Here is a 16,076-nt window from a genome sequence, read left to right on the forward strand (position 1 = left end):
GCGCCGTCCGTGCCGGACGGCGCCCCCGTTGTCGTACGGAACGCTAGAACTTGTTCCTCGGGGTGATCCCCAGGGACAGCCCCGACAGCCCGCGCTGCCGTCCCCCCAGCTTCCCCGCGATCGCCCGCAGGGCCGAGCCCGCGGGAGAGCCCGGGTCGGTCAGCACGACCGGCCTGCCCTCGTCGCCGCCCTCGCGGAGGCGGACGTCGATGGGGATGCTGCCGAGGACGGGGACGGAGGTGCCCGTCGTGCGGGTCAGGCCGTCGGCGACGAGCTGGCCCCCGCCCGTGCCGAACACGTCGACCATCTCGCCGCAGTGCGGGCAGGGCAGGCCGGACATGTTCTCGACCACGCCGACGATCTTCTGGTGGGTCTGTACGGCGATGGAACCGGCCCGCTCGGCCACCTCGGCGGCGGCCTGCTGAGGCGTCGTCACGACCAGGATCTCGGCGTTCGGGACCAGCTGGGCCACCGAGATGGCGATGTCGCCGGTGCCGGGCGGCAGGTCCAGCAGGAGGACGTCCAGATCGCCCCAGTACACGTCCGCCAGGAACTGCTGGAGCGCGCGGTGGAGCATCGGACCGCGCCACACCACGGGGGCGTTGCCCGGGGTGAACATGCCGATGGAGATGACCTTCACGCCGTGCGCGGACGGCGGCATGATCATGTTCTCGACCTGGGTGGGACGGCCGTCGGCGCCCAGCATGCGCGGCACGCTGTGCCCGTAGATGTCGGCGTCGACGACACCGACCTTCAGGCCGTCGGCCGCCATCGCCGCCGCCAGGTTCACCGTCACCGACGACTTGCCGACACCGCCCTTGCCGGAGGCGACCGCGTACACGCGCGTCAGCGAGCCCGGCTTGGCGAAGGGCACCTCGCGCTCGGTCTGGCCGCCGCGCAGGGCGGTGGCGAGCTCCTTGCGCTGCTCGTCGCTCATCACGTCGAGCGTGACGTCGACCCGGGTGACGCCCTCGACCCGGGAGACCGCCTCGGTGACGCGCTGCGTGATCGTGTCGCGCATCGGGCAGCCGGAGACCGTCAGGTACACGGTGACCGCGACCGCTCCGTCCGCGCCGATCTCCACCGACTTGACCATCCCCAGTTCGGTGATGGGGCGGTTGATCTCGGGGTCGTTCACCGTCGCCAGTGCTTCGCGCACCGCGTCTTCCGTAGCCATAGAGACGATGGTACGGCGCGCCGCGGGCGCCCCGGGATGCCCGTCAGCGGTCGTCTACGTCACGTCCGCGCGACCGTTCCGCCGGGACTGCCGGGAATACGCCGTGCCCCACGCCATGGCCGTCCCGGCGGTCCTCCAGATCCTTGAGCACGTCCTGGAGCTCCGAGCGGATCCAGTCCCGGGTGGCGACCTCGCCGAGGCCGATGCGCAGGGCGGCGATCTCCCGGGTGAGGTACTCGGTGTCCGCGATCGACCGCTCGTTCTGTTTGCGGTCCTGCTCCAGGTTGACCCGGTCGCGGTCGTCCTGCCGGTTCTGCGCGAGCAGGATCAGCGGGGCCGCGTAGGACGCCTGGAGGGACAGCATCAGGGTCAGGAAGATGAACGGGTACTCGTCGAAGCGCAGGTCGCGCGGGGCGGAGACGTTCCACACCACCCACAGGATGATGACGATCGTCATCCAGACGATGAACCGTCCGGTGCCCAGGAACCGGGCGATGCGCTCCGACAGCCGCCCGAAGGCCTCCGGGTCCCATTCGGGCACGATGCGCCGCCGGGGCGGGCGCGGCTGGTCCAGCCGGGCCCGGGGGCGGCCGGTCGCGGTGGCACCGGCCGCTCCCGGCCGGCCGGCCGCGGTGGCGCCGACCGGGGTGCGCTCGACACGGCCGCTCTCACGCTCGGGGGCCATCGGGCACCTCCCCGTCACCGTCGCCCAGGTGGAACTCCGTCTCCCGCCAGTCCTCCGGCAGCATGTGGTCCAGCACGTCGTCCACGGTCACCGCGCCCAGCAGCGCCCCCGCCTCGTCCACGACGGGCGCCGCGACCATGTCGTACGTCGCGAAGAACCCGGCGACCACGGGCAGCGCCGCGTCCGGCTCCAGCGGCTGGAGGTCGTCGTCGAGGAGGGAGCTGACCAGGGTGTAGGGCGGGTCGCGCAGCAGGCGCTGGAAGTGGACCGTGCCGAGGTACTTGCCGGTGGGGGTCTCGTCGGGCGGGCGGCAGACGTAGACCTGGGCGGCGAGGGCGGGGGAGAGGTCGCGGTTGCGGACCCTCGCGAGGGCGTCGGCGACGGTGGCGTCGGGCCGCAGCACGATCGGCTCGGTCGTCATCAGACCGCCCGCCGTGTGCTCCTCGTACGACATCAGGCGCCGCATGTCCGCCGCGTCGTCGGGCTTCATCAGGCTCAGCAGCCGCTCCTTGTCCGCCTCGGGCAGTTCGGCGAGCAGGTCGGCGGCGTCGTCGGGGTCCATGGCCTCCAGGACGTCCGCCGCGCGTTCCTCCTGGAGCTTGCCGAGGATCTCGATCTGGTCGTCCTCCGGGAGCTCCTCCAGGACGTCGGCGAGACGGTCGTCGTCGAGGGCGGCGGCGACCTCCGCGCGGCGCTTGGCGGAGAGGTGGTGCAGCACGTTGGCGAGGTCGGCGGGGCGCAGCTGTTCGAAGGTGGCGAGGAGGCTCTCGGCGCCCTGCCCGTGCTCCTCCAGGGAGAAACCGGAGACCGCCGACCACTCCACGGTGAGCTTCTCGCCCTTGCCGCGCCGGAAGGCGCCCGACTTCTTCCCCTTCTGCACGAAGATCCGGTCGATCTCCCAGTCCCGGCGGGCCGGCAGCTGCTGCACGGACAGGTCGAGGACGGTGACCTCCTCGCCGGTCTCGGCCAGCGTGACGCGCCGGTCGAGCAGTTCCCCGAAGACGAGGCGCTCGGTGGGCCGCTGCTCGAAGCGGCGGACGTTGAGCACGCCGGTGGTGATGACCTGGCCGGACTCGATGCTGGTCACCCGGGTCATGGGCAGGAAGATGCGGCGGCGGGTGGGCAGTTCGACGACCAGCCCGAGCAGCCTCGGCGGCCGGCGCCGGACGCGCAGCATCACGACCAGGTCGCGTACGCGGCCGACCTGGTCGCCGTTGGGGTCGAAGACGGCGACGGCGGAGAGGTGCGAGACGAAGATCCGGGGGACGCCCGCGGCCATGGCCGCACCTCCTTTGTTACCCGTGGTGCTCTTTTCGCAAATGCCCGCTCGTGCGGGCTTCAGGCTAGCCCGTCCCGATCGGCTGCGCCCTGGTGAGCGGTGCGGACGGACTGGCTCCGCTGCCGCCAGGCAGCCCCGGTACGCTGCGGTACGCCGTTCAGGACTCCCCCGCAGAAAGGCTGTTGTCTCTGTGACTGCGATGCCCCAGGGCCGTACACTCCGCCGGACACTGGTGAGCGCGATGTGCGCACTGGTCGTGACGGGCCTGGGCGTGACGGGGTGCAGCGAGGACCCGGACGCGGGCACGAACGGCGTCGGCAAGCTGTCGGCGGACCGGATCCAGAAGAAGACGAAGGCGGCCGCGGCCGCGGCCGACACCGTGCGGCTGTCCGGGACCGTGGTCGCCGGCGGGAAGTCGTACAAGCTCGACATGCGTCTGAAGTCGGACGGCGGCACGGGGTCGGTCACCGCCGCGGGGGCGTCCTTCAACCTGCTGCGGGTGGGGGAGCAGCTGTACCTGAAGGCGGACGCGGCGTTCTGGAAGAACGAGGACGGCGAGGCCGGCAGCGACTCCGACACGGCGGCCGCGGACAAGCTCGACGGCAAGTACGTGAAGGTGCCGTCCGGGGACCCCTCGTACAAGAAGTTCAGCGGCTTCACGGACAAGGACCTGCTCCTCGGCGACCTGCTGACACTGCACGGCTCGCTGGGCAAGGACGGGTACCACGAGCAGTCCGGCAAGCGCACGGTCCGCATCACCGGGGACGGCGGCTCCGGCGGCACGCTGGACGTCTCCCTGGAGGGCAAGGCGTACCCGCTGCGCCTGGTGCGCGCGGGTGACGCCGGCACGCTGAGCTTCTCGGCGTGGGGCGAGGACTTCGCCCTGAAGGAACCGGCGAAGGGCGAGACGGTGGACTACGGCAAGGAACTGCCCACGTCGTGAGCGCCGGGGCCGGCCGCGCGGGCGATCCCGCCGACCGGCTGCCGCGCGGGCGGTCCGATCCGGCTCGGGGCCGGCTGCCGTGCGGGCGGTCCGGTCCGGTTCGGGCGCGGGGGTGGCGGCTGCGAGCCGGGGCTCCGCCCGGGTCACTGCTCGGGGATGGCTGCGGGGCTCCGCCCGGGCACCGCTCGGGGCCGGCTGCCGTGCGGGCGGTCGGGCCCGGTTCGGGCGCGGGGGTGGTGGCTGCGAGCCGGGGCTCCGCCCGGGTCACTGCTCGGGGGTGCTGCCGCGCGGGTGGTTCGGTCCGGGTCACCGCTCGGGGGCGGCTGCGGGGCGGGGTCGGGACCGGCTCCCGCGCCGGCGGCGGCTACTTTCTCTTGCGTCGCTTCAGCAGCAACCGCGGCAGGGCCGCGGGGATCTCCCGCCGGGTCGTGGCCGGCGACGGCCGCGGGGCCTCGGCCAGGGAGCCCTCGGGCAGCGGCACCGTATCCCCGGTCGGCTCCAGGCGGACCACCCTGCACTCGGCCGCCCACCGCTCGGTCATCGCCTCCCCGTCGGGGGCGTTCAGCCGCTTCCCCTTGAGGTCGGCGACGGCCGCCTCGTACGCCACGCTGCCGGGGGCGAGCTGGACGACCCGGGCGGTCCAGGTGACCAGCCGGCCGCCCTTGTCCTTGCTGCGCACGGTCACCTCGGCCGACGCGCCGTCGGCCAGGCCGGGCAGCGGCTGCTCGCCCGGTCCGTCACCGACCAGGCAGGCCGCGCCCTCGTGCCAGACGTGCCACAGCGCCCGCGCGGTCGGCTCACCGGACGCCTTGACCCAGATGAGACCGGACTTCTTGGTGGCCTCCTCGACGAGGGCCTGGTCGAGCAGCTCGCGTGTCATGGCCTCACCCTATCCAGGCGCGGTCACAGCCAGCCGTTGCGCTTCAGCGTGCGGTGGATGCCCAGGCAGAGGACGACCGTGACCGACATGATCACGGGGTAGCCGTACTTCCAGTGGGTCTCCGGCATGTAGTCGAAGTTCATGCCGTACACCCCGCAGACCATGGTCGGTACGGCGATGATGGCCGCCCAGGACGTGATCTTGCGCATGTCCTCGTTCTGGGCGACGGACGCCTGCGCGAGGTTGGCCTGGAGGATGGAGTTGAGCAGCTCGTCGAAGCCGACTACCTGCTCCTGGACACGGGCGAGGTGGTCGGCGACGTCCCGGAAGTACTTCTGGATGTCGGGGTCGACCAGCCGCATGGGCCGCTCGCTCAGCAGCTGCATCGGCCGCAGCAGCGGCGAGACCGCGCGCTTGAACTCCAGCACCTCGCGCTTGAGTTGGTAGATCCGTCCGGCGTCGGTGCCGCGCGGGGCGCCCTTGCGGCCCGGCGAGAACACCTCGGTCTCGACCTCGTCGATGTCGTCCTGGACGGCGTCGGCGACCGCGATGTAGCCGTCGACGACGTGGTCGGCGATGGCGTGCAGCACGGCCGAGGGGCCCTTGGCGAGCAGCTCGGGGTCGTCCTGGAGGCGGCGGCGCAGACCGCGCAGCGAGCCCTGGCCGCCGTGCCGGACGGTGATGAAGAAGTCCTTGCCGGTGAAGGACATGACCTCACCGGTCTCGACGACCTCGCTGTTGGCGTCGAACTGGTCGTGCTCGACGTAGTGGATCGTCTTGAAGACCGTGAACAGGGAGTCGTCGTACCGCTCCAGCTTGGGCCGCTGGTGGGCCTGGACGGCGTCCTCCACGGCCAGCGGGTGCAGCCCGAACTCGCCGGCGATCCCGGAGAACTCGGCCTCGGTGGGCTCGTGGAGCCCGATCCACACGAAGCCGCCGTCGCGCCGCACCTGGCGCATCGCCTCCTGCGGGGTGAGCGGCGCCGGGGTGTGGACACGGGCGCCGTCGCGGTAGACGGCGCAGTCGACGACGGCCGAGGGCGTGGCGGGGTCGCGGGTGGTGTCGTACGCGTGGCCGTCCTTGCGCGGAGAGGGACGGGACGGGCGGACCACGGCACGCAGGTCGCGGATCATCGACATGGCGGGCTCCTTCGCGACGGGCAACGAAAAGGCGCCGACGACGGGTGGAACTACCCGGAATGGGGACGTCCTGACTCCAGATGTTTGGCACGTCCACAAAGCGGGGAGCACCGCACCGTCGCGGTGGCGGGTTTCGCTACTGATTCAGCTACTGCTTCAGATCAGAAGGACCAGGACGATCGGACCTTGCGGGACCGGTCGGACGGATCCGGTACAACGAAACGAAGTGCTCTTCCGTGTGAAGACGCGAGCGCGAGAGGCGGCGATCGGCCGGAGCCACAGAGCTACATCAGCGGCGGGAAGAGCGAGTGGTACTGCACGGTCGACTTCGATCCATGACAGCCCCACCTCCTCCAGCCGGTCCCCCGTGGGGGAGTACCTTCGGCGTCGGGGCTTGATCGCGACGCTTCTGCGTGCTGCCCCGAACCACCGGGCCAGAGTATCAGTCGACGGAAGTGTCAAGGCGCTGCTTTGCCCGGTACCGACGAGTTCTATTCTCGCGGCATGACGGATGTTCTCCCTTTGGTCGAGGCCCGGTTGCGTACCGCGCTGGGCGATCCCGACGCCCGCGCCGCGGTCACCTTCCTCGGTACGGACCGCATCGAGGTGCTGCGTTTCCAGGAGGGGGACATCCTGCGCTACGCCACACTCGGCATGTCCGCGCAGCCGATGGGCGACCCCACCGCGATGGTCGCCGACCCGGTCCGGGGACCGCGCGCCGAGTTGGTCCTGTCCGTGCGCGGCGGTCTCGCCGACACCGACAAGGTGCTCCGCCCGCTCGCCGTGCTCGCCGCGTCCCCGCAGGTCGAGGGCGTGGTCGTGACCCCCGGCGCCTCCCTCGACGTCGGTGAACCCCTGTGGCCCGGCGCGCCGTTCACCTCGGTGCTGGTCGCCGAGCCGGGCGGTCTGGTCGAGGACCTGGACCTCGACGAACCCCTCGACCCGGTCCGCTTCCTGCCGCTGCTGCCGATGACGCCGAACGAGGCGGCCTGGAAGCGCGTGCACGGGGCCCAGGCCCTCCAGGAGCGCTGGCTCACGCACGGGACGGACCTGCGGGATCCGTCCCGCAGGCCCGTCCCGCTGGACTGACGGCACGTGAGCAAGGTCACCAACCGGCTCGGAGTGAGCGCCGGTTGACCGGACGCCGGCTCGGTCGGCGAAGACGGTGACGCCCTCCGCCGCTCAGTCGGCGAAGACGGTGACGCCGTCCTCCGTGGCGTGCCGCGGCGCGAGTTCGCCCGCGTCGTGCGCCAGCGCCCGGCGCCGTACGACGACCACCAGCGCGCCGGCGGCCGCGGTGAGCGCCGCCACGACGAACGGGACGTGGACGTCGGTCCACTCCTCTATCTTGGGCGCGAAGTAGGGAGCGGCCGCCGCCGCGAACCACCGCACGAAGTTGTAGCCCGCGCTCGCCACCGGGCGCGGTGCGTCCGACACGCCCAGGGCGAGCTCCGTGTACACGGTGTTGTTCACGCCGATGAAGGCGCCGGACAGGATCGTGCAGACGACGGCCGCGGTGTGGCCGCCGTAGCCGAGGACCAGCACGTCGGCGGCGAGCAGTACCAGGGAGCCGCCGAGCACCTTCAGCGAGCCGAACCGCTTCTGCAGGCGGGGCGCCACGACGACCGAGAAGACCGCGAGCAGCACACCCCAGGCGAAGAACACCGCACCCGATGCGTAGGGCGTCATGTTCAGCACGAACGGGGTGAAGGCCAGCACGGTGAAGAACGTGTAGTTGTAGAAGAACGCCGACCCGGCCACCGAGGCGAGGCCGCCGTGGCCGAGGGCCCGGACGGGGTCCAGCAGAGAGGTCCTGCGGGCCGGCCGCGGCTGCTCCTTCAGGAACGCCGTGATGCACAGGAAGCCGATCGCCATCAGGACCGCGGTGCCGAAGAAGGGGTAGCGCCAGCTCGCGTCGCCGAGCAGCGCGCCCAGCAGCGGCCCGCACGCCATGCCGAGGCCCAGGGCGGACTCGTACAGCAGGATCGCGGCCGCGCTGCCGCCCGCCGCCGCGCCGACGATGACCGCGAGGGCGGTGGAGACGAACAGGGCGTTGCCCAGGCCCCAGCCGGCGCGGTAGCCGACGAGCTGGCCGACCGTGTCCGAGGTGCCGGACAGACCCGCGAAGACCACGACGAGGGCGAGGCCCAGCAGCAGGGTCCTGCGGCCGCCGACGCGGCTGGAGACGAAGCCGGTCAGCAGCATCGCGAAGGCGGTGATGAGGAAGTAGGACGTGAAGAGGAGGGAGACCTGCCCGGCCGTGGCGTCCAGGCCCTGGGCGATGGACGGCAGGATCGGGTCGACCAGTCCGATGCCCATGAAGGCGACGACGGACGCGCCGGCGGTCGCCCAGACCGCCTTGGGCTGCCGCAGTATGCCGTTCGTTCCGGTGCCGGCGGCGGAGCCCGTGTCGATGGGGTCCATGCCTGCTCCAATCCCGGTAGATGGTTGGTGTATGCACACAGTAAGTTAGCCGATCTAATTAATGCAAGATGCATCTATCTCGGGAGGGGGAGGGTTCCGCCACCCGTACCCCCGCTTCCGCCCGGACGGGTGATCGTCCTTGACGTGGACGGAATGGGGTAGGACCGTGGGGCTCTATGAGGGGCGAACCCAGTTGCCCGAAGTGTGGTGGCCGGGTCAGGGCTCCCGGTCTCTTCGCCGATTCCTGGCAGTGCGATGTGCACGGGACGGTGCATCCGCTGCAGCCCGTGATCCCGCCCAGCGTCGAGGCCCTCAGCGTCGTCGTCCACCGCACCCAGGTGCCGGTGTGGATGCCGTGGCCGCTGCCGGTCGGCTGGCTGTTCACGGGCGTGGCGTACGCCGGTGACGACCGCAGCGGCGGCCGCGCCTCCGCCGTGGCCTGCTCCGGTCCCGGTCCGCTCGGAGGAGTGGGCGAGCTGATCCTCGTCGCAGAGGAACTCGGTGTCGGTCTCGGTGCGCGGTACGCCGGCGTCGACGGGCCGGACCCCGGCCCGTATCTGAACGTCGAGAAGCCTCCCCAGGCCAAGGTGCTGGCCGCCGGCCGCCCGACCCCGCTCTGGCACGTCTCCGGCTCCCCCGACGACCGGGCGGTCTTCGCGGGCGAGGCGCGCGGCCTGTGGCTGTGGGCGGTGGTGTGGCCCGAGCAGTCCGGGCTTCTCATGTACGACGAACTGGTGCTGACGGACCTGCGGGACGCGGGCGCGGAGATAGAGCTGGTGCCGTGCGGCGCGCTGTCGCCGCGGCTGTTGAAGCCCTAGGGGTCTGCTGTAGGGGGTGCATCCGGGGTGCGGGTGTGACAGGGGTGCGCGAGGTGCGGTTATGCTGGAGCGTCCCCTTCCGCCCCGTCACCGCCTGGAGCCCGCGTCGTGCGTATAGACCTGCACTGCCACTCCACGGCCTCCGACGGCACGGACACCCCGGCCGAGCTGGTGCGCAACGCCGCCGCGGCCGGCCTGGACGTCGTCGCCCTCACCGACCACGACACCACACGCGGGTACGCCGAGGCGATCGCCGCGCTGCCGGAGGGGCTCACCCTCGTCACCGGCGCCGAACTGTCCTGCCGTATCGACGGCATCAGCATGCACATGCTGGCCTACCTGTTCGACCCGGAGGAGTCCGGCCTGCTCGCCGAGCGGGAGCTCGTGCGCGACGACCGGGTGCCGCGCGCCCGGGGCATGATCGCCAAGCTGAACGAGCTGGGCGTGCCCGTCACCTGGGAGCAGGTCGCGCGGATCGCCGGCGACGGGTCCGTCGGGCGGCCGCACGTCGCCACGGCGCTGGTGGAGCTCGGAGTCGTCCCGACCGTGGGCGACGCGTTCACGCAGGACTGGCTGGCCGACGGCGGACGGGCCTTCGTCGAGAAGCACGAGACCGACCCCTTCGAGGCGATCCGCCTGGTCAAGGCCGCGGGCGGGGTGACGGTCTTCGCGCATCCGGGTGCGAGCAAGCGCGGCCGTACGGTGCCGGAGTCCGCGATCGCCGACCTGGCCGCCGCCGGCCTCGACGGCATCGAGGTCGACCACATGGACCACGACACGGACACCCGCGCGCGGCTGCGGGGGCTCGCCGGTGATCTGGGTCTGCTGGTGACCGGGTCCAGCGACTACCACGGCAGCCGGAAGACCTGTGTGCTCGGCGAGTACACGACCGACCCCGAGATCTACGGGGAGATCACGCGGCGCGCCACGGGGGCGTTCCCGGTGCCGGGGACCGGCGGGGCCTGAGGCTCGGGCTCGGCTCCGTCCGTTCACCCTTCGCCGTTCGCCGGCTGCGTTCGCCGTTCTCCGGCCGGCCTGCGTTCGCCGTCGTCCGTTCCGTGTCCGCCGTCGTCCGTGCTGCATTCGCTGTCTCGTCCCGCGTCCGCCGTCGTCCGTCCAGTGTTCGCCGTCGTCCGTCCCGCGTTCGCCGTCCGCCGGCCTGGTCGCTCACGGCGTCCTGAGTCTCACCCTCCACGGTCCCGCTCCCGCGACCGTCCTCCTTCGCCGTCCTCCCGGCGGCCCCGCCCCTTTCCCGTACTTTCGCGTATGTGCGCGTCGTTCCCGCAAGGCCTGTACCGATGTTCGACCTCGCCGTCTTCGGCTCCCTCTTCCTCACCCTGTTCGTCATCATGGATCCCCCCGGGATCACCCCCGTCTTCCTCGCGCTGACCGCCGGACGCCCGGCCGCCGTCCAGAAGCGGATGGCCTTCCAGGCCGTCTGCGTGGCCGGCGGGGTGATCGCCGTGTTCGGCCTCCTCGGGCACCAGATCCTCGACTACCTGCATGTGTCTGTGCCCGCGCTGATGATCGCGGGCGGGCTGCTGCTCCTGCTGATCGCGCTGGACCTGCTGACCGGCAAGACCGACGAGCCGAAGCAGACCAAGGACGTCAATGTCGCGCTCGTCCCGCTGGGCATGCCGCTGCTCGCCGGTCCGGGCGCGATCGTGTCGGTGATCCTGGCCGTGCAGAAGGCCGACAGTGCCGCCACGCAGCTGTCGGTGTGGACGGCGATCCTCGCCATCCATGTGGTGCTGTGGCTGGTGATGCGCTATTCGCTGCTGATCATCCGGGTCATCAAGGACGGCGGCGTGGTGCTGGTGACACGGCTCGCGGGCATGATGCTGTCCGCGATCGCCGTGCAGCAGATCATCAACGGGGTCACGCAGGTGATCCAGGGGAACTGAGCGGATCGGGGCCGGGGCCGGGCTGCTCCGGCGCCGGGGAAAACGTACGGAACCCCGTACGGCATTCGAGTGACTGCCGTACGGGGCTCCGGAGTGCGTGGAGAGGATCCGCGGATTACGAGGCCGAGGTGTCGGCCGGGCGGATCCACAGCCGCTGCCCTATGGCTGCGGCCTGCTGAACGATCCGGTTGACGGAGGCGGCGTCCACAACGGTGCTGTCCACGGGCGTGCCGTCGACGTCGTCGAGTCGCATGATTTCGAAGCGCATGGCTTCTCCCTTCGTCTGGTCATCCTCCTGAGGAGAACTACTGATGAGTGACCCATGGGACGACGGTGCCCCCTGGTCTGTTCGTATTCAACGCGGTGCGTGTTACAAACATTCCCTACGCTAAAGAAATTTTTCGAACGACTAATTACTAACGAGTAAGGGAGCTTCGGTGGACCGAACGGGACCGGTTGTGTTCGCAGCGTGACCGCCAGGAGAATGGAGGTGATGAACGACGACCTCGCGGCTCTCGCCGCCCGCATCGACCGCACGAACGAGCTGCTGAACCGCATGCTCGCCGAGGTGGCGAAGACACCCTCGACCCATGCGATCTTCGTCGACGCGGGGTACCTCTACGCGGCCGCGGGCCGGCTCGTTGCGGGGACCGAGGACCGCCGGGCCTTCGACCTGGACGCCGAGGGCCTGATCGAGGCGCTCATCGACCGGGCACGGACCATCTTCGCGGACAGCCGGCTGCTGCGGGTCTACTGGTACGACGGCGCCCGGCGCCGCATCCACACCGCCGAGCAGCAGTCCATCGCCGAACTCCCGGACGTCAAGGTCCGCCTGGGCAACCTCAACGCCAACAACCAGCAGAAGGGCGTCGATTCCCTGATCCGCAGCGACCTGGAGTCCCTCGCCCGGCACCGCGCCATCAGCGACGCGGCCCTCCTCGGCGGCGACGAGGACCTGGTGTCGGCGGTGGAGGCGGCGCAGGGCTACGGCGCCCGCGTCCACCTGTGGGGCATCGAGGCCCCCGAGGGCCGCAACCAGGCGGAGCCGCTGCTCTGGGAGGTCGACAGCCAGCGCACGCTCGACCTCGACTTCTTCAAGCCGTACGTCTCACGGCGCACCACCCTCGCCTACGAGCCGGCCGGCGCGGCCCGGCCCACCCGCGAGGACGTCCGCTTCGTCGGCGCGCAGATCGCCGCGAAGTGGCTGGCGGCCCGGGGCAGGGAGTCCCTCGGGGAACTCCTGCCCGGCCACCCGTACCTGCCCGGCTCCGTCGACCAGGACCTCCTGGTCGAGGCGGAGGGGCTCCTCCAGTACTCCCTGCGCGGCCAGGCGGACCTGCGGCGCGCGCTGCGGGACGGGTTCTGGGAGCACCTTCAGACGCAGTACTAGCAGTGCTGGCCGGTACCGGCGGCGGGGGGAGGGCCGTCGGCTAGAGGTCGTCCCCGTCCTGGTGGACCTTGTCCCAGAAATCGGCGAGGCCGTGGGCCGTCGGCAGGGGCTGGTCCATGTTCGGCGAGTGCTCCGCGTCCGGCACGACCGTCCGGTGCGCGCCCAGTCGTACGGCCATGTCGTCGAGGACCGTCACCGGCCAGGTGTCGTCGCGGGCCCCCGACAGGACGTGGAACGGCAGCGGAACGGCGGCGAGTTCGTCGACCCGGTCCGGCTCGACGACCAACTGGTGTCCGGTGGCGATGAGTTGGGCGGGCTTGTGGTTCAGCCAGCGCTGACGCAGACGGGCGAGGTCCCCGATGCCGCGGGCGGGGCCGCCGACCTCCTCCGGCGGGCCCATCGCCAGGATGGCCTCCCACACCTGGGACATCGTCAGCACCGCGAGCGCCTCGTGCAGCAGTCGGACCCGCTGTTGCTGGGACGGGGAGATCCTGGCCGGGCCCGAGGAGAGCAGGGTGAACGAGACGAAGGGGGAGTGGTCCAGGAGGACGGCGGCCCGGGCGATCTGTCCGCCCAGGGAGTGTCCGACCAGGTGGACGGGCGTGTCGAGGGCGGCCGCCTGGGCGAGCACGTCCCGCGCCAACTCCCGCTGTGCGTAGGGTGCTTCGTCGTGTTCGGGACCGTCCGACTCGTTCTGTCCGCGCCCGTCGACGGCGACGGTGCGGTATCCGCGCGCCGCGAGGGGCTCGTGCAGGAAGTGGAAGTCCTCCTTGCTCCCGGTGAACCCGGGCACCAGCAGCGCGACACCTCGGGGCTCGGCCCCGGCTGCCACGGGCGCGTCGACGACGGCGAACTCACCGCGCGCGGTGCGCAGGCGGTGGGCGCGGGCGCCGGGAGGGGGCGTGAAGCTGATCGGCTTGGTCACGGGGCGAGGTTATCGGGCGGGTGGGCCGGGGTGGTGTCCGGTGTCAGGTGTCCGCTGCCCGGTGCCCGGTGGGCGCGCGGCGCCGGTGGGCTGGGGAACGCCGACGGCCCGGCGCCTCCGTGCGGGAGGAACCGGGCCGTCGGGCCGTTCTGCCGTGCCGGCCGGGCGATCAGCCGTCCGCGGGCTCCGCGGGGACCGTCGCCTTGCGGGTGGTGCGGCGTGCCCTCGGCTTTGCTTCGGCCGTATCGGCCGTGCCCGACGTGGTGTCGGCCGTCGTCGCGGTGGCGGCGGCGGTCTTGCGGGTGCGGCGGGGCTTGGGCTCCGGTTCCGCGGTGGCCTGGGCCGGGATGCCGGGGGTGGTGGCCGGTTCCGGCTGGGTGGCCTTGCGGGTGGTGCGGCGGCGGGGCTTGGCCTCGGTGCCTTCGGCGGTGTCGACGGCCGCGACGGCGTCGGCGGTGTCGACGGCTGCCTCGGCCGGGGCGGCCGTGGCGGTCTTGCGGGTGCGGCGCGGCTTGACCTCGGGGACCGCCTCCGGCGTCGTCTCCGCGGCCTCGGCCGGGGCGGCCGTCTCGATCGTCTCGACCGCTGCCTCGGCCGGGGCCGCGGCAGCCGTCTTGCGGGTGCGGCGGCGCGGCTTGGCCTCCACGGCCTCCGCCGCGTCGACGGCGGCCTCGGCGGCAGTGGCCTTGGTGGCAGCAGTCTCGGCGGCCGTGGCCACCGGGGCCTGTGCGACCGTCTCCGTCGGGGCCTGCGCGACCGTCTCCGTCGTGGGTTCGACGACCGTCTCCGCCGGCGTCTCGACGGCCGTGTCGGCCGGGGCGTCCGCCCCGCGGCGGGTGCGGCGGCGCCGAGGCTTCGACGGCGTCTCCGAGGTGTCGAGGGCCGGGCTCTCCGCCGTCGTCACGACCGTTTCCGCGGCCTCGGGGGCGGTGGTGGTGATGAGGGTGTCGGTCGCGGCCGGTGCGGCGCCGACGGCCTCCTGCACGGCACCGCCGCGCGTACGGCGGCGTCGGCGCGGAGTGCGCGAGGAAGCCGCTGCCGCCTCCTCCGCCACCGGGGTCTGCTCGACAACGGGAGCGGGAGCGGCAGCCGATGCCGCGTCGAGCGGGGACCCGTTCCGGGTACGGCGTCGGCGGCGCGGGGTCCGCGCGGGGCGCTCGTGGTCGGCGGAGCGGGACTCGTCCCGGCCGCCCCGGCGGTCACCGCGACCGCGTCCACCACGGCCGCCCGGCTCGCCCAGGTCCTCCAGCTCCTCCGCGTCGAGCCCGGCGCGGGTGCGCTCCGAGCGCGGCAGGACCCCCTTGGTGCCGGCGGGGATGCTCAGGTCCTCGAAGAGGTGCGCGGACGTGGAGTACGTCTCCGGCGGGTCGGCGAAGTCCAGCTCCAGCGCCTTGTTGATCAGCTGCCAGCGCGGGATGTCGTCCCAGTCGACGAGCGTGATCGCCGTACCCTTCGCCCCCGCGCGGCCCGTACGGCCGACGCGGTGCAGGTACGTCTTCTCGTCCTCGGGGGACTGGTAGTTGACGACGTGGGTGACGCCCTCGACGTCGATGCCGCGGGCGGCGACGTCGGTGCAGACGAGCACGTCGACCTTGCCGTTGCGGAAGGCGCGCAGCGCCTGCTCGCGGGCGCCCTGGCCGAGGTCGCCGTGGACCGCGCCGGAGGCGAAGCCGCGGCGCTCGAGCTGCTCGGCGATGTCGGCGGCCGTCCGCTTCGTACGGCAGAAGATCATCGCGAGTCCGCGGCCCTCGGCCTGGAGGATGCGGGAGACCATCTCCGGCTTGTCCATGGAGTGGGCGCGGTAGACGAACTGCTTGATGTTCGCGACCGTCGCGCCCTCGTCGTCCGGCGCGGTGGCGCGGATGTGCGTGGGCTGCGACATGTAGCGGCGCGCGAGGCCGATGACCGCGCCCGGCATGGTCGCCGAGAACAGCATGGTCTGCCGCTTCGCCGGCAGCATGGCGATGATCTTCTCGACGTCGGGCAGGAAGCCGAGGTCGAGCATCTCGTCGGCCTCGTCGAGGACGAGGGACTTGATGTGCTTCAGGTCCAGCTTCTTCTGGCCCGCGAGGTCCAGCAGGCGGCCCGGGGTGCCGACGACCACGTCGACACCCTTCTTCAGCGCCTCGACCTGCGGCTCGTAGGCCCGGCCGCCGTAGATCGCGAGGACGCGCACGTTGCGCACCTTTCCCGCGGTCAGCAGGTCGTTGGTGACCTGGGTGCACAGCTCGCGCGTGGGAACGACGACGAGCGCCTGCGGGGCGTCGGTGAGGTCCTCGGGACGGGCACGGCCCGCCTCGACGTCCGCGGGGACGGTGACCCGCTCGAGCAGCGGGAGGCCGAAGCCGAGCGTCTTGCCGGTGCCGGTCTTCGCCTGGCCGATGACGTCCGTGCCCGAAAGGGCCACGGGGAGCGTCATCTCCTGGATGGGGAAGGGAGTGATGATGCCGACGGCCTCGAGGGCTTCGGCGGTCTCGGGGAGGATTCCGAGCTGTCGGAACGTCGTAGTCAG

General features: G+C 72.0%; 15 protein-coding genes. 6 read left to right on the plus strand and 9 right to left on the minus strand.

Features of this window, described 5'->3' with window-relative positions:
- Positions 1 to 43: 43 nt before the first annotated feature.
- From ACFV9M_RS22075 to ACFV9M_RS22085, 3 genes are read right to left on the minus strand one after another with little or no spacing between them, the layout of a single operon-like run.
- Positions 44 to 1,177 carry an Mrp/NBP35 family ATP-binding protein gene (locus tag ACFV9M_RS22075; protein ID WP_385078074.1) on the minus strand — a complete coding sequence of 378 codons (1,134 nt, stop codon included), beginning with the start codon at positions 1,175 to 1,177 and terminating at the stop codon, positions 44 to 46.
- Positions 1,178 to 1,220: 43 nt separating this feature from the next.
- A complete protein-coding gene (locus tag ACFV9M_RS22080; RefSeq protein ID WP_385078076.1) occupies positions 1,221 to 1,862 on the minus strand; it encodes a DUF1003 domain-containing protein in 642 nt (213 codons plus the stop codon).
- Complete coding sequence (locus ACFV9M_RS22085) at positions 1,846 to 3,141, minus strand: magnesium transporter MgtE N-terminal domain-containing protein (RefSeq protein WP_385078079.1); 1,296 nt, start codon at positions 3,139 to 3,141, stop codon at positions 1,846 to 1,848. The genes ACFV9M_RS22080 and ACFV9M_RS22085 overlap by 17 nt, the downstream gene beginning before the upstream one ends.
- Before the next feature lie 241 nt (positions 3,142 to 3,382).
- On the opposite strand from ACFV9M_RS22085, the gene ACFV9M_RS22090 reads away from it, so the two are divergent.
- The gene (locus ACFV9M_RS22090; RefSeq protein ID WP_385078115.1) at positions 3,383 to 4,084 is read left to right on the plus strand and encodes a hypothetical protein; all 702 of its coding nucleotides are present in this window, start codon (positions 3,383 to 3,385) and stop codon (positions 4,082 to 4,084) included.
- A gap of 364 nt (positions 4,085 to 4,448) precedes the next feature.
- On the opposite strand, the gene ACFV9M_RS22095 is transcribed toward ACFV9M_RS22090, so the two are convergent.
- On the minus strand, positions 4,449 to 4,964 hold the full coding sequence (locus ACFV9M_RS22095) for a hypothetical protein (protein WP_385078082.1): 516 nt from the start codon (positions 4,962 to 4,964) through the stop codon (positions 4,449 to 4,451).
- Between the two features lie 23 nt (positions 4,965 to 4,987).
- The gene (locus ACFV9M_RS22100) at positions 4,988 to 6,103 is read right to left on the minus strand and encodes a magnesium and cobalt transport protein CorA (protein ID WP_385078085.1); all 1,116 of its coding nucleotides are present in this window, start codon (positions 6,101 to 6,103) and stop codon (positions 4,988 to 4,990) included.
- Positions 6,104 to 6,607: 504 nt separating this feature from the next.
- Between ACFV9M_RS22100 and ACFV9M_RS22105 the strand changes: the two genes are divergently transcribed.
- A complete protein-coding gene (locus ACFV9M_RS22105) occupies positions 6,608 to 7,192 on the plus strand; it encodes a suppressor of fused domain protein (protein WP_385078089.1) in 585 nt (194 codons plus the stop codon).
- 93 nt (positions 7,193 to 7,285) lie between these two features.
- Here the strand turns inward: ACFV9M_RS22105 and ACFV9M_RS22110 are convergent, their stop codons facing one another.
- The gene (locus tag ACFV9M_RS22110) at positions 7,286 to 8,527 is read right to left on the minus strand and encodes an MFS transporter (protein WP_385078091.1); all 1,242 of its coding nucleotides are present in this window, start codon (positions 8,525 to 8,527) and stop codon (positions 7,286 to 7,288) included.
- A gap of 176 nt (positions 8,528 to 8,703) precedes the next feature.
- Between ACFV9M_RS22110 and ACFV9M_RS22115 the strand changes: the two genes are divergently transcribed.
- From ACFV9M_RS22115 to ACFV9M_RS22125, 3 genes are all read left to right on the plus strand, one after another.
- Positions 8,704 to 9,345 (plus strand): DUF6758 family protein, encoded by a 642-nt coding sequence (locus ACFV9M_RS22115; RefSeq protein WP_385078094.1) that lies wholly within the window; start codon positions 8,704 to 8,706, stop codon positions 9,343 to 9,345.
- Between the two features lie 108 nt (positions 9,346 to 9,453).
- Positions 9,454 to 10,311 carry a PHP domain-containing protein gene (locus ACFV9M_RS22120; protein WP_385078097.1) on the plus strand — a complete coding sequence of 286 codons (858 nt, stop codon included), beginning with the start codon at positions 9,454 to 9,456 and terminating at the stop codon, positions 10,309 to 10,311.
- 332 nt (positions 10,312 to 10,643) lie between these two features.
- Positions 10,644 to 11,249 carry a MarC family protein gene (locus ACFV9M_RS22125; RefSeq protein ID WP_385078100.1) on the plus strand — a complete coding sequence of 202 codons (606 nt, stop codon included), beginning with the start codon at positions 10,644 to 10,646 and terminating at the stop codon, positions 11,247 to 11,249.
- 115 nt (positions 11,250 to 11,364) lie between these two features.
- Here the strand turns inward: ACFV9M_RS22125 and ACFV9M_RS22130 are convergent, their stop codons facing one another.
- Positions 11,365 to 11,517: a hypothetical protein gene (locus tag ACFV9M_RS22130; protein ID WP_007384531.1), complete on the minus strand. Its 153-nt coding sequence runs from the start codon at positions 11,515 to 11,517 to the stop codon at positions 11,365 to 11,367.
- A gap of 225 nt (positions 11,518 to 11,742) precedes the next feature.
- Between ACFV9M_RS22130 and ACFV9M_RS22135 the strand changes: the two genes are divergently transcribed.
- Complete coding sequence (locus ACFV9M_RS22135; protein ID WP_385078103.1) at positions 11,743 to 12,639, plus strand: NYN domain-containing protein; 897 nt, start codon at positions 11,743 to 11,745, stop codon at positions 12,637 to 12,639.
- 40 nt (positions 12,640 to 12,679) lie between these two features.
- On the opposite strand, the gene ACFV9M_RS22140 is transcribed toward ACFV9M_RS22135, so the two are convergent.
- Together ACFV9M_RS22140 and ACFV9M_RS22145 are read right to left on the minus strand one after the other, a co-directional pair.
- The gene (locus tag ACFV9M_RS22140) at positions 12,680 to 13,564 is read right to left on the minus strand and encodes an alpha/beta fold hydrolase (RefSeq protein ID WP_385078105.1); all 885 of its coding nucleotides are present in this window, start codon (positions 13,562 to 13,564) and stop codon (positions 12,680 to 12,682) included.
- 169 nt (positions 13,565 to 13,733) lie between these two features.
- On the minus strand, positions 13,734 to 15,983 hold the full coding sequence (locus tag ACFV9M_RS22145; protein WP_385078107.1) for a DEAD/DEAH box helicase: 2,250 nt from the start codon (positions 15,981 to 15,983) through the stop codon (positions 13,734 to 13,736).
- Positions 15,984 to 16,076: the final 93 nt, after the last annotated feature.

The organism is Streptomyces sp. NPDC059895, assembly GCF_042731035.1.
GTDB lineage: Bacteria > Actinomycetota > Actinomycetes > Streptomycetales > Streptomycetaceae > Streptomyces.

Coding starts and splice junctions, on each gene's coding strand:
- ACFV9M_RS22135 (WP_385078103.1), top strand. CDS start 11,743: ATGAACGACGACCTCGCGGCTCTCGCCGCCCGCATCGACCGCACGAAC.
- ACFV9M_RS22110 (WP_385078091.1), bottom strand. CDS start 8,527: ATGGACCCCATCGACACGGGCTCCGCCGCCGGCACCGGAACGAACGGC.
- ACFV9M_RS22075 (WP_385078074.1), bottom strand. CDS start 1,177: ATGGCTACGGAAGACGCGGTGCGCGAAGCACTGGCGACGGTGAACGAC.
- ACFV9M_RS22095 (WP_385078082.1), bottom strand. CDS start 4,964: ATGACACGCGAGCTGCTCGACCAGGCCCTCGTCGAGGAGGCCACCAAG.
- ACFV9M_RS22145 (WP_385078107.1), bottom strand. CDS start 15,983: ATGACGCTCCCCGTGGCCCTTTCGGGCACGGACGTCATCGGCCAGGCG.
- ACFV9M_RS22100 (WP_385078085.1), bottom strand. CDS start 6,103: ATGTCGATGATCCGCGACCTGCGTGCCGTGGTCCGCCCGTCCCGTCCC.
- ACFV9M_RS22130 (WP_007384531.1), bottom strand. CDS start 11,517: ATGCGCTTCGAAATCATGCGACTCGACGACGTCGACGGCACGCCCGTG.
- ACFV9M_RS22090 (WP_385078115.1), top strand. CDS start 3,383: ATGTGCGCACTGGTCGTGACGGGCCTGGGCGTGACGGGGTGCAGCGAG.
- ACFV9M_RS22125 (WP_385078100.1), top strand. CDS start 10,644: ATGTTCGACCTCGCCGTCTTCGGCTCCCTCTTCCTCACCCTGTTCGTC.
- ACFV9M_RS22085 (WP_385078079.1), bottom strand. CDS start 3,141: ATGGCCGCGGGCGTCCCCCGGATCTTCGTCTCGCACCTCTCCGCCGTC.
- ACFV9M_RS22080 (WP_385078076.1), bottom strand. CDS start 1,862: ATGGCCCCCGAGCGTGAGAGCGGCCGTGTCGAGCGCACCCCGGTCGGC.
- ACFV9M_RS22115 (WP_385078094.1), top strand. CDS start 8,704: ATGAGGGGCGAACCCAGTTGCCCGAAGTGTGGTGGCCGGGTCAGGGCT.
- ACFV9M_RS22105 (WP_385078089.1), top strand. CDS start 6,608: ATGACGGATGTTCTCCCTTTGGTCGAGGCCCGGTTGCGTACCGCGCTG.